Source organism: Micromonospora sp. NBC_00821 (assembly GCF_036347035.1).
GTDB lineage: Bacteria > Actinomycetota > Actinomycetes > Mycobacteriales > Micromonosporaceae > Micromonospora > Micromonospora hortensis.
This window is the reverse complement of record NZ_CP108880.1, coordinates 7085517-7098887: the sequence shown is the minus strand read 5'-3', so window position 1 is coordinate 7098887 and position 13371 is coordinate 7085517. Positions and strand designations below refer to the sequence as shown.

General features: G+C 72.1%; 13 protein-coding genes. 6 read left to right on the top strand and 7 right to left on the bottom strand.

All coding sequences use genetic code 11. The annotated features are described in order from the left end of the window. Nucleotides 1–46: 46 nt before the first annotated feature. From OHB44_RS32575 to OHB44_RS32545, 7 genes are all read right to left on the bottom strand, one after another. Complete coding sequence (locus tag OHB44_RS32575; protein WP_330439221.1) at nucleotides 47–1648, bottom strand: acyl-CoA carboxylase subunit beta; 1602 nt, start codon at nucleotides 1646–1648, stop codon at nucleotides 47–49. A gap of 55 nt (nucleotides 1649–1703) precedes the next feature. After that, the gene (locus OHB44_RS32570; RefSeq protein ID WP_330439220.1) at nucleotides 1704–2900 is read right to left on the bottom strand and encodes an acyl-CoA dehydrogenase family protein; all 1197 of its coding nucleotides are present in this window, start codon (nucleotides 2898–2900) and stop codon (nucleotides 1704–1706) included. Further along, nucleotides 2897–4573: an acyclic terpene utilization AtuA family protein gene (locus OHB44_RS32565; protein WP_330439219.1), complete on the bottom strand. Its 1677-nt coding sequence runs from the start codon at nucleotides 4571–4573 to the stop codon at nucleotides 2897–2899. Before OHB44_RS32565 ends, OHB44_RS32570 begins: the two co-directional genes overlap by 4 nt. Continuing rightward, nucleotides 4570–5367 (bottom strand): TIGR03084 family metal-binding protein, encoded by a 798-nt coding sequence (locus OHB44_RS32560; protein WP_330439218.1) that lies wholly within the window; start codon nucleotides 5365–5367, stop codon nucleotides 4570–4572. The genes OHB44_RS32565 and OHB44_RS32560 overlap by 4 nt, the downstream gene beginning before the upstream one ends. A gap of 37 nt (nucleotides 5368–5404) precedes the next feature. Beyond that, nucleotides 5405–6010 carry a TetR/AcrR family transcriptional regulator gene (locus tag OHB44_RS32555; RefSeq protein WP_210780790.1) on the bottom strand — a complete coding sequence of 202 codons (606 nt, stop codon included), beginning with the start codon at nucleotides 6008–6010 and terminating at the stop codon, nucleotides 5405–5407. 315 nt (nucleotides 6011–6325) lie between these two features. Continuing rightward, a complete protein-coding gene (locus OHB44_RS32550; protein ID WP_330439217.1) occupies nucleotides 6326–7069 on the bottom strand; it encodes a metallophosphoesterase family protein in 744 nt (247 codons plus the stop codon). A gap of 112 nt (nucleotides 7070–7181) precedes the next feature. Continuing rightward, nucleotides 7182–7859, bottom strand: coding sequence for a Crp/Fnr family transcriptional regulator (locus OHB44_RS32545; protein WP_007466162.1), 678 nt, complete (start codon nucleotides 7857–7859; stop codon nucleotides 7182–7184). A 143-nt stretch (nucleotides 7860–8002) separates the two neighbouring features. On the opposite strand from OHB44_RS32545, the gene OHB44_RS32540 reads away from it, so the two are divergent. From OHB44_RS32540 to OHB44_RS32515, 6 genes are all read left to right on the top strand, one after another. Further along, nucleotides 8003–8710, top strand: coding sequence for an adenosylcobinamide amidohydrolase (locus OHB44_RS32540; protein WP_330439216.1), 708 nt, complete (start codon nucleotides 8003–8005; stop codon nucleotides 8708–8710). Between the two features lie 11 nt (nucleotides 8711–8721). Beyond that, nucleotides 8722–9900, top strand: a complete 1179-nt coding sequence (locus OHB44_RS32535) for a CapA family protein (protein WP_330439215.1) — start codon at nucleotides 8722–8724, stop codon at nucleotides 9898–9900. A 41-nt stretch (nucleotides 9901–9941) separates the two neighbouring features. Continuing rightward, nucleotides 9942–10730, top strand: coding sequence for an endonuclease III (gene nth / locus OHB44_RS32530; RefSeq protein ID WP_091403305.1), 789 nt, complete (start codon nucleotides 9942–9944; stop codon nucleotides 10728–10730). Beyond that, entirely contained in the window at nucleotides 10727–11434 is a 708-nt protein-coding gene (locus tag OHB44_RS32525; RefSeq protein WP_330439214.1) for a TlpA family protein disulfide reductase, read from the top strand. Before nth ends, OHB44_RS32525 begins: the two co-directional genes overlap by 4 nt. After that, entirely contained in the window at nucleotides 11431–12123 is a 693-nt protein-coding gene (locus OHB44_RS32520; RefSeq protein ID WP_238687053.1) for an NUDIX hydrolase, read from the top strand. The genes OHB44_RS32525 and OHB44_RS32520 overlap by 4 nt, the downstream gene beginning before the upstream one ends. Nucleotides 12124–12186: 63 nt before the next feature. Further along, nucleotides 12187–13365 (top strand): MarP family serine protease, encoded by a 1179-nt coding sequence (locus OHB44_RS32515; RefSeq protein ID WP_238687052.1) that lies wholly within the window; start codon nucleotides 12187–12189, stop codon nucleotides 13363–13365. The last annotated feature ends 6 nt before the right edge of the window (nucleotides 13366–13371 follow it).

The following is a 13371-nucleotide window of genomic DNA, read 5'->3' as shown; positions in this document are numbered from 1 at the left end:
TCGCGACTGCGGGACTCCGCTTCGCTGCGTTCCTCGCGCTCACGGTCTACATCCGGAAGACGCCGAAACCGTCGGCGCCCTTCACCGGTCCGCTGTGGATCGCCGAGAGGCAGAGCCCGAGGACGGTCCGAGTGTCCCGGGGGTCGATCACCCCGTCGTCGTAGAGCCGCCCGGAGAGGAAGAGCGCGCCGGACTGCGACTCGATCTGCTGCTCGACCATCAAACGCATCGCCGCGTCGGAATCCTCGTCGTAGTCGCGCCCCCGTGCGGCAGCCGCCTGCCGGGCCACGATCGACAGCACCCCGGCGAGCTGCGCCGGGCCCATCACCGCCGACTTCGCGTTCGGCCAGGTGAACAGGAACCTCGGCTCGTACGCCCGGCCGCACATGCCGTAGTTGCCCGCCCCGTAGGAGGCGCCCAGGTTCACCGTCAGGTGCGGCACCGTCGAGTTCGACACCGCGTTGATCATCAGGGCGCCGTGCTTGATGATGCCGCGCTGCTCGTACTCGGTGCCCACCATGTAGCCGGTGGTGTTCTGCAAGAAGATCAACGGGGTGTTCGAGGCGTTGGCGAGCTGGATGAACTGGGCCGCCTTCTGCGCCTCAGCGCTGAACAGCACCCCTCGGGCGTTCGCCAGCACCCCCACCGGGTAACCGTGCAGCTCACCCCAACCGGTGACCAGCGCGTCCCCGTACGCCGGCTTGAACTCGTCGAAGTCGCTGCCGTCCAGGATCCGGGCCAGCACCTCCCGCGGGTCGAACGGCACCTTCAGGTCGGCGCTGGTGATGCCGAGCAACTCCTCCGGGTCGTACTTCGGTGGCTGCGGCGCCGCCGTCCGCGGCGACGGGCCCTGCTTGCGCCAGTTCAGTCGGCGGACGCACTGCCGGGCCAGCCGGATGCCGTCCCGCTCGTCGGCGGCCAGGTAGTCGGCGAGCCCGGACGTGCCGGCGTGCATCGCCGCGCCACCCAGCGACTCGTCGTCGGTGACCTCGCCGGTCGCCATCTTCACCAGCGGCGGACCGGCCAGGTAGACCTGTGACCGGTCCCGAATCATGATCACGTGGTCGGACATCCCCGGCACGTACGCGCCACCGGCCGTGGCGTTGCCGAAGACCACGCTGACAGTGGGGATGCCGGCCGCCGAGAGCCGGGTGAGGTCACGGAACACCCGACCACCGGGGATGAAGATCTCCGCCTGGGTGGGCAGGTCCGCCCCGGCCGACTCCACCAGATTGACCATGGGCAGCCGGTTGGCCAGGGCGATCTCGCCAGCCCGCCGGGTCTTGGCGAGGGACCACGGGTTGACAGCGCCGCCGCGTACCGTCGGGTCGTTGGCGACGATCAGGCACTCCACGCCCTCGACCACCCCGATGCCGGTGACCACGCTGGCCCCGACCGGGAAGTCCGAGCCGTACGCGGCGACCGGCGACAACTCCAGGAAGGGGCTGTCGGCGTCCACCAGCAGCTCGATCCGCTCCCGGGGGAGCAGCTTGCCGCGCGCGTGGTGTCGGGTCACGTACTTGTCGCCACCACCCGCCCGCGCCTGGTCCAGCGCGGCGTCCAACTCGGTCAACCGCTCCAGCAACGCCGCTCGGTTCGCCAGGTACGAGGGCGCGGACGGGTCGACTGCGCTGTCCAGTGTGGTCACCGTGCCTCCTTCGTTCGCGACTGCGGGGCTCGCAGACCCGGCTCACTCCTCGCGCTCACAGGCCCATGCCTTTCGCGATGATCTCGTTCATGATCTCGGTGGTGCCGCCACCGATGCCGAGGATCCGCGCGTCGCGGTAGTGCCGCTCCACCTCGGCGTCGCGCAGGTAGCCGAACCCGCCGTGCAACTGCAACGCCTGGTCGACGACGTGGTCGCAGGCGGCCACCGCCACGTTCTTCGCCATCGCCACCTCGGTCACCACCGGCTCGCCAGCCGCCACCCGACCCGCGACCCCGTGCACGTACGACCGGGCCGCCTCGGCCCGGGTGTGCATCTCGGCCAACCGGTGCCGGATGAGCTGCCGGCTGGCCAGCGGACGCCCGAACGTCTCCCGGTCCCGGCACCAGCGCACCGCCAACTCGACGCAGCGCTGCGCTGTCGCGTACGCCTGGGTAGCCAGCGACAGCCGTTCCGCCGCGAAGTGCTGCATGATCGCCAGGAAGCCGGTGTTCTCCGCGCCGATCCGGTTGGCGACCGGCACCCGCACGTCCGCGAAGGACAGCTCGGCGGTGTCCGAGCAGTGCCAGCCCAGCTTCTCCAACCGGCGTCCCACCGTGAACCCGGGCGACCCCTTGTCGATGACCAGCAGGGTGAGTTCACCGCTGCCGGGGAAGTCGGTGCACACCGCGGTGGTCACGAAGTCGGCCCGGTGCCCGCTGGTGATGTACGTCTTCGACCCGTTCACCACGTAGTGGTCGCCGTCACGGCGGGCGGTCGTGCGGATGCCGGCCACGTCCGAACCGCCGTCCGGCTCGGTGATGGCCAGCGCGCCGATCATCGTGCCGGCCAGCGTGGGCCGCACGTACCGCTCGATCAGGCTGTCGTCGGCCGGGGACGAGACGCCACCGAGCCGGCCGCCCAGCGAGCCACCGGTGCGGGCACCGGCCGCCGCGACCATGTGCGGCAACGCGATCCCGTGCGTGAACAGGGCCGCCACCAGCCCGGACGAGCCACCGGAGCGGATCAGCTCCTCGGTCACGATGATCGAGTCGAGCAGGTCACCGCCGCTGCCACCGACGGACTCCGGGAAGCCGATGCCGAGCAGACCGAGCTTCGCGGCGGTCGCGTGCAGCGCCCGAGGCACTTCGCCGGCCCGCTCCCAGTCGTTCAGGTGCGGCAACACCTCCCGGGTCACGAACGCCCGGGTCAGCTCGCGTAGTTGCCGGCGCTCCGGAGTGTCCACGATGCTCATCGGGATACCCCCGTCGCAAGGTCGGCCGGCAGGTCGACGATCCGGGCGCGCAGCAGCTCGCCGAGTGCCTTGGCCTGCGGGTCGAACCGGGTGGACGCGGCCACCCCGGCGCCGAGTAGGCCCTCGATCACGAAGTTGACGGCGCGCAGGTTGGACAACTCGTAGCGCCGCACCGACAGCGGAGCGGTCTCGGGCACCAGCTCGGCCAGCCGTTCGACTGTCAACCAGGTCCGCAGCCACGCGTACCCGGCGTCGGAACGCGCCCAGACACCGAGGTTGGCGTCCCCGCCCTTGTCCCCGGATCGTGCGCCGACCACCTCGCCGAGCGCCCCGCGCCGGGTAGGGCCGTCGACCGCCGGGTCACCACTTGGGGCCGACTCGTCCGGCGAGGTGGGGGCGGTGCGGATCGGCGGGGCGATCGGCACCCGCTCGCCACCGGGTAGCACCGCCACGTGCGCCACCGCGCCCTGCGGCACCGCGTCGGCGGTGAAGACGCCGTACGGTGTCGCGTCACCGGGCACTGTGGTCAGCGTGCAGCCCGGGTACGAGGCCAGGGCCAACTCCACAGCGGCGGCCGAGAACGCCCGCCCGGCCCGCGCCTTGTCGCCGTCGCGCAGGTGTACGTGCAGCAGGGCGCTGGCCGCCTCGGTGTCGGCGGCGTCCGGGTGGTCCGTCCGGGCCAGCGTGAACTCCAGCCCGTCCTTGCCCACCGCCTCCTCGACCTGCCCCCGGACCAGTGCCGCCTTCGCCTCGATGTCCAGCCCGCAGAGAACGAACGTCATCGAGTTGCGGAAGCCACCGAGGTTGTTGACGCCCACCTTGAGCGTGGGCGGTGGCGGTGTGCCCCGTACGCCTGCGACCCGGACCCGGTCCGCCCCGTCGGGGTGCAGCGTCACAGTGTCCAGTCGGGTGACCACGTCCGGCCCGAGGTACGCGGGCCCGCCGATCTCGTAGAGCAGTTGGGCGGTGACAGTCTCCACCGTGACCGCGCCGCCGGTGCCCGGATGCTTGGTGACCACCGAGGAGCCGTCGGGGTGCACCTCGACGATCGGGAACCCGGGCCGATGACCGCCGTCGGGCAGCTCGGTGAAGAAGCTGAAGTTGCCGCCGGTGACCTGCGCGCCGCACTCGACGAGGTGCCCCGCGACGGTGGCCCCGGCCAGCTCGTCGAGGTCATCGCGGCCCCACCCGTACCGGGAGATGGCCGGGCCGACCACCAGCGACGCGTCGGTGACCCGGCCGGTGACCACCACGTCCGCGCCGGCGTCGAGGCAGGCGGCGATCCCGAACGCGCCGAGGTAGGCGTTGGCGCTCAACGCGTCCGGTCGCTGGATCGTGTCGCCCTCGACGTACCCGACCTGGGTCGGCAGGCCGAGCCGGTTGGCGAGCTTCTCGATCGAGGCGGCCAGGCCGGCCGGGTTGAGCCCGCCGGCGTTCGTCACGATCCGCACCCCTCGGTCGAGGGCGGTGCCGAGGCAGGTCTCCAGTTGCCGCAGGAACGTCTTCGCGTAGCCCAGGTCGGGGTCGCGCAGGCGATCCCGTGCGAGGATCAGCATGGTCAACTCGGCGAGGTAGTCGCCGGTCAGTACGTCCAGCTCACCGCCGTCGAGCATCTCCCGCCAGGCGGTGAACCGGTCGCCGTAGAAGCCGGAGGCGTTGCCGATGCGGATCATGCCCGTACCCCGATCCCGCCGGCCGGCTGCCGGCCGTCACCCGGCGGCCCGGCGAAGGCCTGCGCCACGTCGAGCCACTCGTCGGCTACCGGTCCGGTGGCGACCAGAGCGAGGTCCGCGCGGTGTCGGCGCTGGGTGACCAGCAGGCAGAAGTCCCGAGCCGGGCCACTGACCCGGTCGGCGGCGTCCGCCGGACCCCAGCTCCAGGCCTCCCCGTCGGGCCCGACCAGCTCGACCCGCACCGGCGCCGTCGGTGCCTCCCGGCCGTGCGCGGCGAAGCCGTGCCCGAGGGTACGCACGCCCAGGTGCGCCACGTGCTGGAGTCGGTCGCTGTCGGGGCGGACCACGTCGAGGGCGTCGGCCACGTCCGCGCCGTGCGCCCAGGTCTCCATGATCCGGGCGGTGGCCATCGAGGTGGCCGACATCCGGGTGCCGTACCACGGCAGTTTGCCACCGGCCGGAACGGCGGCCAGTGCGTCGACGAGCGCGGTGCGCCCGGCCCGCCAACGGGCAAGCAGCTCGGCCGGCGGGGCGAGGAACTCCTCGGCGCCGACGTCGACGAGCCGGGTCACGTCTGGCGCGGCGGTGACAGTCGCGTAGAACGCCTCGGGGTCGGTCGCGGCCAACAGCGCTACGTGGTCGGTCCAGGCGAGGTGGGCGATCTGATGCCCGACGCTCCAGCCCGGCGCGGGGGTCGGCCTCGCCCAGTCGGCCACCGGCAGGGGCGCTACCAGGGCGTCCAATTGGGCGGACTCGTCGGCCAGGTCCGTGAGCAGGTCGCTGAGGTCGACCATGGTGCCTCCGGTCGGTGGTGGCCGGTGCGGCCGGCGGTCAGGGCGTGAGCAGGGTGGCGAGCTGGCGCTTCCAGGTGGTCAACAGGGCGGCCCGGCGGGCGGAGTCGTCGCTGAGCAGGTTGGCCACCCCGAGCCCACGGAGCAGATCGAGCGTGGCCTGCACCGCTTCGCGGACACCGGGTCGACGCTCGTCGACACCGAGCAGGGCGACGGTGAGCCGGTGCATCTCCCGCCCGACAGTCGCCTCCAGCGGCACCAGGGCGTCCCGCAGCTCCCGATCGGTGCGGGCGGCGACCCAGAGCTCCAGCGCTGCCACGAACAGCGGCCCGGTGAACGCCACGGCGAGCAGGTCGACGACCCGGTCCAACCGCTGCGGGCCGGCCGGCAACGCCTCGGCCTCGGTGCGCAACTCGTCGGCCCGGCGCTCGGCCAGATGGGCCACGGCGGCCGTCACCAGCGCTGCCTTCGTCGGGTAGTGATGCAGCTGTGCCCCGCGCGAAACACCGGCCCGCGCCGCGACGACTGTGGTCGTGGTGCCGGACCAACCGTGCTCGATCAGGCAGTCGACTGTCGCCTCCAGCAGCCGGGCCTGGGTGGCGCGGCTGCGTTCCTGCTGAGGGACACGCGTCGATGAGGTGGGCACGGAGACAGCCTGCTGCCTACGAAACAAACAGTCAAGACTGACTTTTTCCGAGCTGGTGACGCTCCGGTGGGCTCGCGGTGGGGCGGGGCGGGAGGTCGGCATGGGTGGCTGGTCGCGCTATGGAGCTGATGTCACAAACGAATCGCCCGTCGATCGTGCCCGTCGACCTCGTTCGAGCATCGGCCTGCCGATCACCTACGGCTGATGCCGCAAACGATTCAGCTCCAAAGGCTCTCAGAGTGGCATTCCGCCGCCCGTCCGTCGCCCGTCCGTCGGCCGCCCGCCCGTCCGTCCGCCGCCCGGCTCAGTGCCTGCTCAGCGGCCGTCGCGGGGGCCGAACGCGGTCAGCGCGTCGACGTCGCTGTGCTGGGAGCGCAGGTACTCGTCGGCCCAGGCGGCGGCGTCGGGGAAGGTCGACTCGGCCGCCACCCGGGCGCAGGCCGCGTCCACGTCGAAGGCGGTGCGGCGCAGTTGGACGCCTGGCCCGAGCAGCGCCCACCACGCGCCCGCGCCCCCGTACGGCATGCCGATGCTGCCCGGGTTGACCACCAGACGCCGGTCGACCAGCCGGGTGAACGGCATGTGCGTGTGGCCGCAGACCACCGTGGAGACCTCGGCGGGGAGACCGTCGAACACCTCCACCCAGCGCGCCGTCCGGGAGTCGACGAGCACCACCTCCTCGTCGTCGCGGGGCGTGGCGTGACAGAACAGCGTCGGCCCGAGGCCGTCGATCTCCAGCGTCGCCGTCGCCGGCAGCCCGGCGAGCCGGGCCACCTGGTCGTCGCGCAACTGCCCGGCGGCCCAGTTCGACACCTCGATCGACGCAGGGCGGCCGGACCGGGCCTCGACCAGCTCGCGGTCGGCATTGCCGCCGACCCAGCACACCCGGTCGCCCAGGCCGGCGAGCACGTCCAGCACCTCGACCGGTTGCGGGCCCGCGGCGATGTCACCGGTGAGCACGATCAGATCGGCGGTGGCGACGTCCGGCTCGGCCAGTACGGCCTCCAGCGCCGGCAGGACACCATGGATGTCGGAGAGCACCGCTACTCGGTTCACCATGCGCCCCACCCTCACCGGGGGCCCCGCCTCCAGGCCAGCGATTCTGCGTCAGGCAGACGGCAAACGTCCCCGCCCACCGTCGGTGACGGCGGGCGGGGACGTCGGGTGCTGCTCAGACGCGGGCGCGACGGGCCAGGCGCTCCGGGTCCAGAATGATGATGCTCTTGCCGTCCAACCGCAGCCAGCCACGCGAGGCGAAGTCGGCCAGCGCCTTGTTGACGGTCTCCCGAGACGCGCCGACGAGCTGGGCGATCTCCTCCTGGGTGAGGTCGTGGGTCACCCGCAGTACGCCGCCGTCGCGGGTGCCGAAGCGGCCCGCCATCTGGAGCAGGTTCTTGGCGACCCGGCCCGGCACGTCCGTGAAGATCAGGTCGGCGAGCGAGTCGTTGGTCCGACGCAGCCGCCGAGCGAGCACCCGGAGCAACTGCTCGGCGATCTCCGGGCGGTTGTTGAGCCACGGCCGCAGCGCCTGCTTGCGCAGCCGCACCAGCCGGGTGTCGGTCACCGCGGTGGCGGTCGCCGTACGCGGACCCGGGTCGAAGAGCGACAGCTCACCGACCATGTCCGACGGCCCCATCACCGCGATCAGGTTCTGTCGGCCGTCCGCTGCGCGGCGACCAACCTTGATCTTCCCGGACAGCAGGATGTAGAGGCTGTCACCGGGCTCGCCCTCATTGAAAACGATCTCGCCCTTGCGGACCTCGATCGTCTCCATCTCCTTGGCAAGCGCCTCGGCAGCTTCCGGGTCAACACCCTGGAAGATCCCGCTGCGGGCCAGTACCTCGTCCATTGCGCACCTCCGGTTGCGCGTGCCGTCCGTCGGCCGGGGCCGCCGTCCGCTGATCCCCTCGCGCGCCGCCAAGTCTAGGCGCACGTGAGCATGAATCAGAGGTCGCCCCTGGAATCTTGATCGGTGGGCGTAACCTGCCCGACGTGCTGAGCGAGCCGACTCTGACCAGCCGCGCCGAGGACGGGCTACACGTCCCGCTGCTCGTCTGGCGCGCGGACGTGCCTCTGCGGGCGATCAGCAGTGCTCCGCTGGGCGGTGGCATCGGGCTCCGGCGGTGGGTGTTGAACGCGACCGTACCGATGTCGTACGACCGGGAGGACCCCGCGGCCCACCTGGCCTCGCTCGCCGCCGAGATGGCCCTCGACGGGCCCGGGGTCGGTCTGCTGACCGGCGTCGATGTGACAGAGGTGGTGGCGCGAACCGACGCCGGGGTGCGGGCCTGGGCGACGGTCGGGCTCGGCACGCCGGTGCCCGCGGCCGCTCCGACGCCGGCCGTGCTCACCGAACGCGTCGGCACCGTCAACATCGTGGTGTACGTGCCGGCCCGGCTCGCCGACTCGGCACTGGTCAACGCGGTGGCCACCGCGACCGAGGCGAAGACCCAGGCGATCACCGAGCTGGGGGTTCCGGGGACCGGCACGCCCACCGACGCGGTCACAGTGCTCTGCCCGGTGGACGGGCCGGAGGCCGCGTACGGCGGGCCGCGCTCCACCTGGGGCGCCCCGCTCGCCCGAGCGGTGCACGCGGCGGTGCTCGCCGGTGGTTCGCGGCCGGTCGTGCCGTGGTCCGACCAGCCCAGGGGCGCAAAGTCCAACCGATCGGCTGTCGTCGGCGCGTTTAACGACCGGTAGGGTCGCGGGCGATGTACGCTCCCGCCCCCCTCGCGTCCCGCCCGCGTCGCCGCGTCGCCCTCGGCCTCGCCGCGCTGCTGGCCGCCCTCCTCGTGGCCGGCTGTGCCGACTCCGGTGGTGAGGCACCCGTGTGGCAGCCCGGCGCGGGAGGTGGTGGCACCGGCGCGCCGGTCTCCACGGCCGGCCCGAAGGCCACCGGGCCCGCATCGTCCGGTCAGGGTGGCGCGATCTCGCTCTCCGCCACCGGCGACATCATCATGGGAAACGCGCCCAGTCGGCTGCCCGCAGCCGGCGGTAAGGGCTTCTTCAACTCGGTCACCGAGGCGCTCAAGGCCGACCTGGTGATGGGCAACCTGGAAGAGCCGCTGACCGTCGACACCGGCACCGGCAAGTGCGGGGCGAACTCCACCCGCTGCTTCCAGTTCCGCGCCCCGCCGGAGTACGCAGCCCACCTGCGCGACGCCGGCTTCGACCTGCTCAACCAGGCCAACAACCATGGCTACGACTATGGGCCCAAGGGCTACGAGAACACCCAGAAGGCCCTGAAGAAGTACGACCTGGAGCACACCGGCGCACCGAACGAGATCACAGTGGTCGACGTCAAGGGCGTCAAGGTCGCCGTCGCCGGTTTCTCGTCGTACGTCTGGTCCAACAGCCTCGTCGACATCGACAAGGCCAAGGCGGTGGTCGCCAAGGCCGCCACCATGGCCGACCTGGTAGTGGTGCAGGTGCACATGGGTGGCGAGGGCGTCGACAAGACCCGGGTGAAGCCGGGCACCGAGATGTTCCTGGGCGAGAACCGGGGCGACCCGGTGAAGTTCTCGCACGCGATGATCGACGCTGGCGCCGACCTGATCGTCGGGCACGGCCCGCACGTGTTGCGTGGGATGGAGTTCTACAAGGGGCGCCTGATCGCGTACAGCCTGGGCAACTTCGCCGGCGGCGGCAACTCGCTGAGCAACGACGGCCGGCTCGGCTGGGGCGGGGTCCTGAAGGTGTCGCTCAAGCCGGACGGCAGCTGGGCCGCCGGCTCGTTCACCTCCACGTACATGAACTCCGCCGGCAAGCCGACCATGGACCCGGACGACCGGGGCCTGGGCCTGGTCACCGAGTTGAGCCGCGCCGACTTCCTGAAGGGCGGCGCTCGCCTCGACGGGCAGGGGAAGATCTCGGCGCCGACCGCCGGCTGACCCGACGAGGAGCGTCCGGGGTGCGACGTAGGCTGACCGTCGTGACCAGTAGCCCTCCCGGTGCCAGCGAGACCGATCTCGGGCGCAAACGCCGTGCCCGCAAGATCGGCCGGGTGCTGGCCGAGACGCATCCCGACGCGCATTGTGAGCTGGACCACTCCAACGCTCTGGAGTTGGCCGTCGCCACGATCCTGTCCGCGCAGTGCACGGACAAGAAGGTCAACGAGGTCACCCCGAAGCTCTTCGCCCGCTACCCGAGCGCTGCCGCGTACGCCGGCGCCGACCGCGGCGAGATGGAGGAGCTGATCCGGCCCACCGGCTTCTACCGCAACAAGACCGACTCACTGCTCAAGCTCGGTCAGGCCCTCCTCGACCGGTACGACGGCACGGTCCCGGGCCGGCTCGTCGACCTGGTGACGCTCCCCGGCATCGGCCGCAAGACCGCCAACGTGATCCTGGGTAACGCCTTCGACGTCCCGGGCATCACAGTCGACACGCACTTCCAGCGACTGGTCCACCGGTGGCGGCTGACCACCGAGACCGACCCGGTCAAGATCGAGCACGCGATCGGCGCGCTGTACGACAAGCGCGACTGGACCATGCTGTCGCACCGGATCATCTTCCACGGGCGACGGGTCTGCCACGCCCGCAAGCCGGCCTGCGGCGCCTGCACGCTCGCCAAGCTCTGCCCTTCGTACGGCACCGGCCCGACCGAGCCGGCGGCCGCAGCCAAGCTGCTCAAGGGCCCTCGGGCGCGCGACCTCGCGGTGGCTGCCGGAGTCGACCCGGAGTTGGTGCCGGCGCAGGCGATCACGGCGGAGGTGCCATGAACCGCCACCGCCACCGCCACCGCCTCGCCCTCGCCGTCCTGCCGCTGCTGCTGGCGGTCACCGGTTGCACCAGCGGCACCGCCGACGACGAGCCGGCCCCCCGCCCGGCCGCCGCCGAGCGACCATCCCCGTTCCGGGACTGCGCCACGCTGAGCACGGCGCCCACGGCAACGTCGCCCGGCGCCGGCACGGCGACCCCCGCAACGGCGACTCCGGCGTCGCCCGGCTCGGGCCCGACGGCCTCCGGAACGTCCGGCTCGACGGCTCGCGCCGCCGGTGGGTCGGCGCTGCCGGAGCTGACGCTCTCCTGCTTCACCGGCGGTGCCCCGGTCGTGCTGCGGGAGGTGGCCGGGCCGGCGGTGATCAACGTGTGGGCTTCCTGGTGCCCGCCGTGCCGCAAGGAGCTGCCCGCCTTCCAGCGCCTCAGCGAGCGGGCCGCCGGTCAGCTCCAGGTGGTGGGGGTCAACAGTCGGGACAGCCGGGGCGGCGCGCAGTCCATCGGTGAGGACTTCGGCGTCCGGTTCCCGATCCTGGTGGACCAGGGCGAGGCGCTACAGCGCGAGCTGAAGCGCAACGCCATTCCGCTGACCCTCTTCGTCGACGCCGACGGTCAGGTCCGGCACGTCGACGCCAGCGGCGCTCTCGACGACACCAAGCTCGCCACGCTGGTCCGTCAGCACCTGGGCCTGGCGGTGCCGGCGTGACCCGTCGGCCCCCCGACTGGACCCAGCCGTTGCTGACCCGGCTGGGCACCGCCCGCGCCGAGGACTTCACCCGGCTGACCACGCCGGCCGAGGGCGGTCGGGAGAGCGCCGTTCTGGTGCTGCTCGGCGAGCAGCCCGGCGCGGGTCCCGACGTGCTGGTCCTGCAACGCGCCGCCACCCTGCGCAACCACGCCGGCCAGCCCGCCTTTCCCGGGGGTGCGGCCGACCCGGAGGACGCCGACGTCCGCGCCACCGCCCTCCGCGAGGCGAACGAGGAGGTGGGCCTCGACCCGGCCAGCGTGACAGTGCTGGCCGAGCTGCCGAAACTGTGGATCCCGGTCAGCGACTTCGTGGTCACGCCGGTGCTCGCCTGGTGGCACGACCCGCACCCGGTGCACCCACGGGAGCCGGCCGAGGTGGCGCACGTCGCCCGCCTGCCGGTCAGCGAGTTGGTCGATCCGGCCAACCGACTGCGCGTCCGGCACCCGAGCGGCTGGATCGGGCCGGCGTTCTCGGCGCGCGGGATGCTCGTCTGGGGCTTCACCGCCGGGGTGCTCGCCACACTGCTCGAGATGGGCGGCTGGGCCCGTCCATGGCCGCGCGGCCGGGTGGTGGAGCTTCCGCCGACCGGGGCGACACCGGCACCGTCCGCCGGCACCGACGAGGCAGACGAGAACGCCCTGCGCTGACCGCACGGTCACCATCCGCAAGCGATGGTCATCCAGTGGGCACACTGCCCGTACGCTTGACCCGTGTCCGTCGTGGATCTCGTCCTGCTGCTGCTCATGCTCGTGTTCGCGATCAGCGGATACCGCCAGGGTTTCGTCATCGGCGTCACGTCGTTGTCCGGCTTCTTCCTGGGCCTGCTGCTGGGTCTCCAGCTCGGGCCGCTGTTCGCCAGACAGTTCGTGGACGCCGGCACCCGTGTGCTGATCTCGCTGGTGGCCATCTTCGGGCTGGCGGTGGTCGGGCAGGCACTCGCCGGTTGGCTCGGCTCGCACCTGCGTAAGACCATCACCAGCGACGTGGGCAAACGGGCCGACGACGTCGGTGGGGCGCTCGTCTCGCTGTTCGCGGTGCTCCTGCTCGCCTGGCTGGTCGCCGTGCCGCTTGGCTCGTCCTCGGTGCCCTGGCTCGCCGCCTCGGTCCGCAACAGCGCGTTGATCACGGTGGTCAACCAGGTTCTGCCGGAGCAGGCCCACCAGCTGTCCACGGCACTGGAGGACACCGTCGACACCGACGGGTTCCCGGACGTCTTCGGTGACCTCGCGCCCACCCGGGCCCGGCAGGTCGACCCGCCGGACCCGGCGTTGGCCGGCTCGCAGATCGTGGTCAGCGGTCAGCAGTCGGTCGTGAAGGTGCTCGGCTCCGCGCCCAGCTGCTCACGCCGGATCGAGGGTTCCGGCTTCGTGTACGCGGACGACCGGGTGATGACCAACGCGCACGTGGTGGCCGGCACCCGCTCGGTCGCCGTGGAGCTGGGCGGTGAGCGGTACGACGGCAAGGTGGTGGTCTACGACCCGAACCGGGATCTCGCGGTGCTGCTCGTGCCCGGGCTGCCCGGGCCGTCCCTGCGGTTCGCCGCCGGCAACGCGGGCAGCGGCTCCGACGCCATCGTGCTGGGCTTCCCGCTCGACGGCCCGTACAACGCGCAGTCGGCGCGGGTCCGCGACGTCGACCGGATCAAGGGACCGGACATCTACTCGTCCACCGAGGTGACCCGGGAGATCTACACGATCCGGGCGCTGGTGCGCAGCGGGAACTCGGGCGGTCCGCTGCTCTCCGCCAACGGTCTGGTGCTCGGCGTGATCTTCGCGGCGGCGTCCGACGACCCGAACACCGGCTTCGCCGTGACGGCGGCCGAGGCCCGCCCGGTGGCGTTGGCCGGTGCCGAACGCAACCGGCAGGTCGCCACCGGTGAGTGCACCTGAGCGGCG

Excerpts from the sequence above, each read along its gene's own strand:
- OHB44_RS32570 (WP_330439220.1), bottom strand. The coding sequence starts at position 2,900 with ATGAGCATCGTGGACACTCCGGAGCGCCGGCAACTACGCGAGCTGACC.
- OHB44_RS32565 (WP_330439219.1), bottom strand. The coding sequence starts at position 4,573 with ATGATCCGCATCGGCAACGCCTCCGGCTTCTACGGCGACCGGTTCACC.
- OHB44_RS32560 (WP_330439218.1), bottom strand. The coding sequence starts at position 5,367 with ATGGTCGACCTCAGCGACCTGCTCACGGACCTGGCCGACGAGTCCGCC.
- OHB44_RS32550 (WP_330439217.1), bottom strand. The coding sequence starts at position 7,069 with ATGGTGAACCGAGTAGCGGTGCTCTCCGACATCCATGGTGTCCTGCCG.
- OHB44_RS32545 (WP_007466162.1), bottom strand. The coding sequence starts at position 7,859 with ATGGACGAGGTACTGGCCCGCAGCGGGATCTTCCAGGGTGTTGACCCG.
- OHB44_RS32535 (WP_330439215.1), top strand. The coding sequence starts at position 8,722 with ATGTACGCTCCCGCCCCCCTCGCGTCCCGCCCGCGTCGCCGCGTCGCC.
- OHB44_RS32525 (WP_330439214.1), top strand. The coding sequence starts at position 10,727 with ATGAACCGCCACCGCCACCGCCACCGCCTCGCCCTCGCCGTCCTGCCG.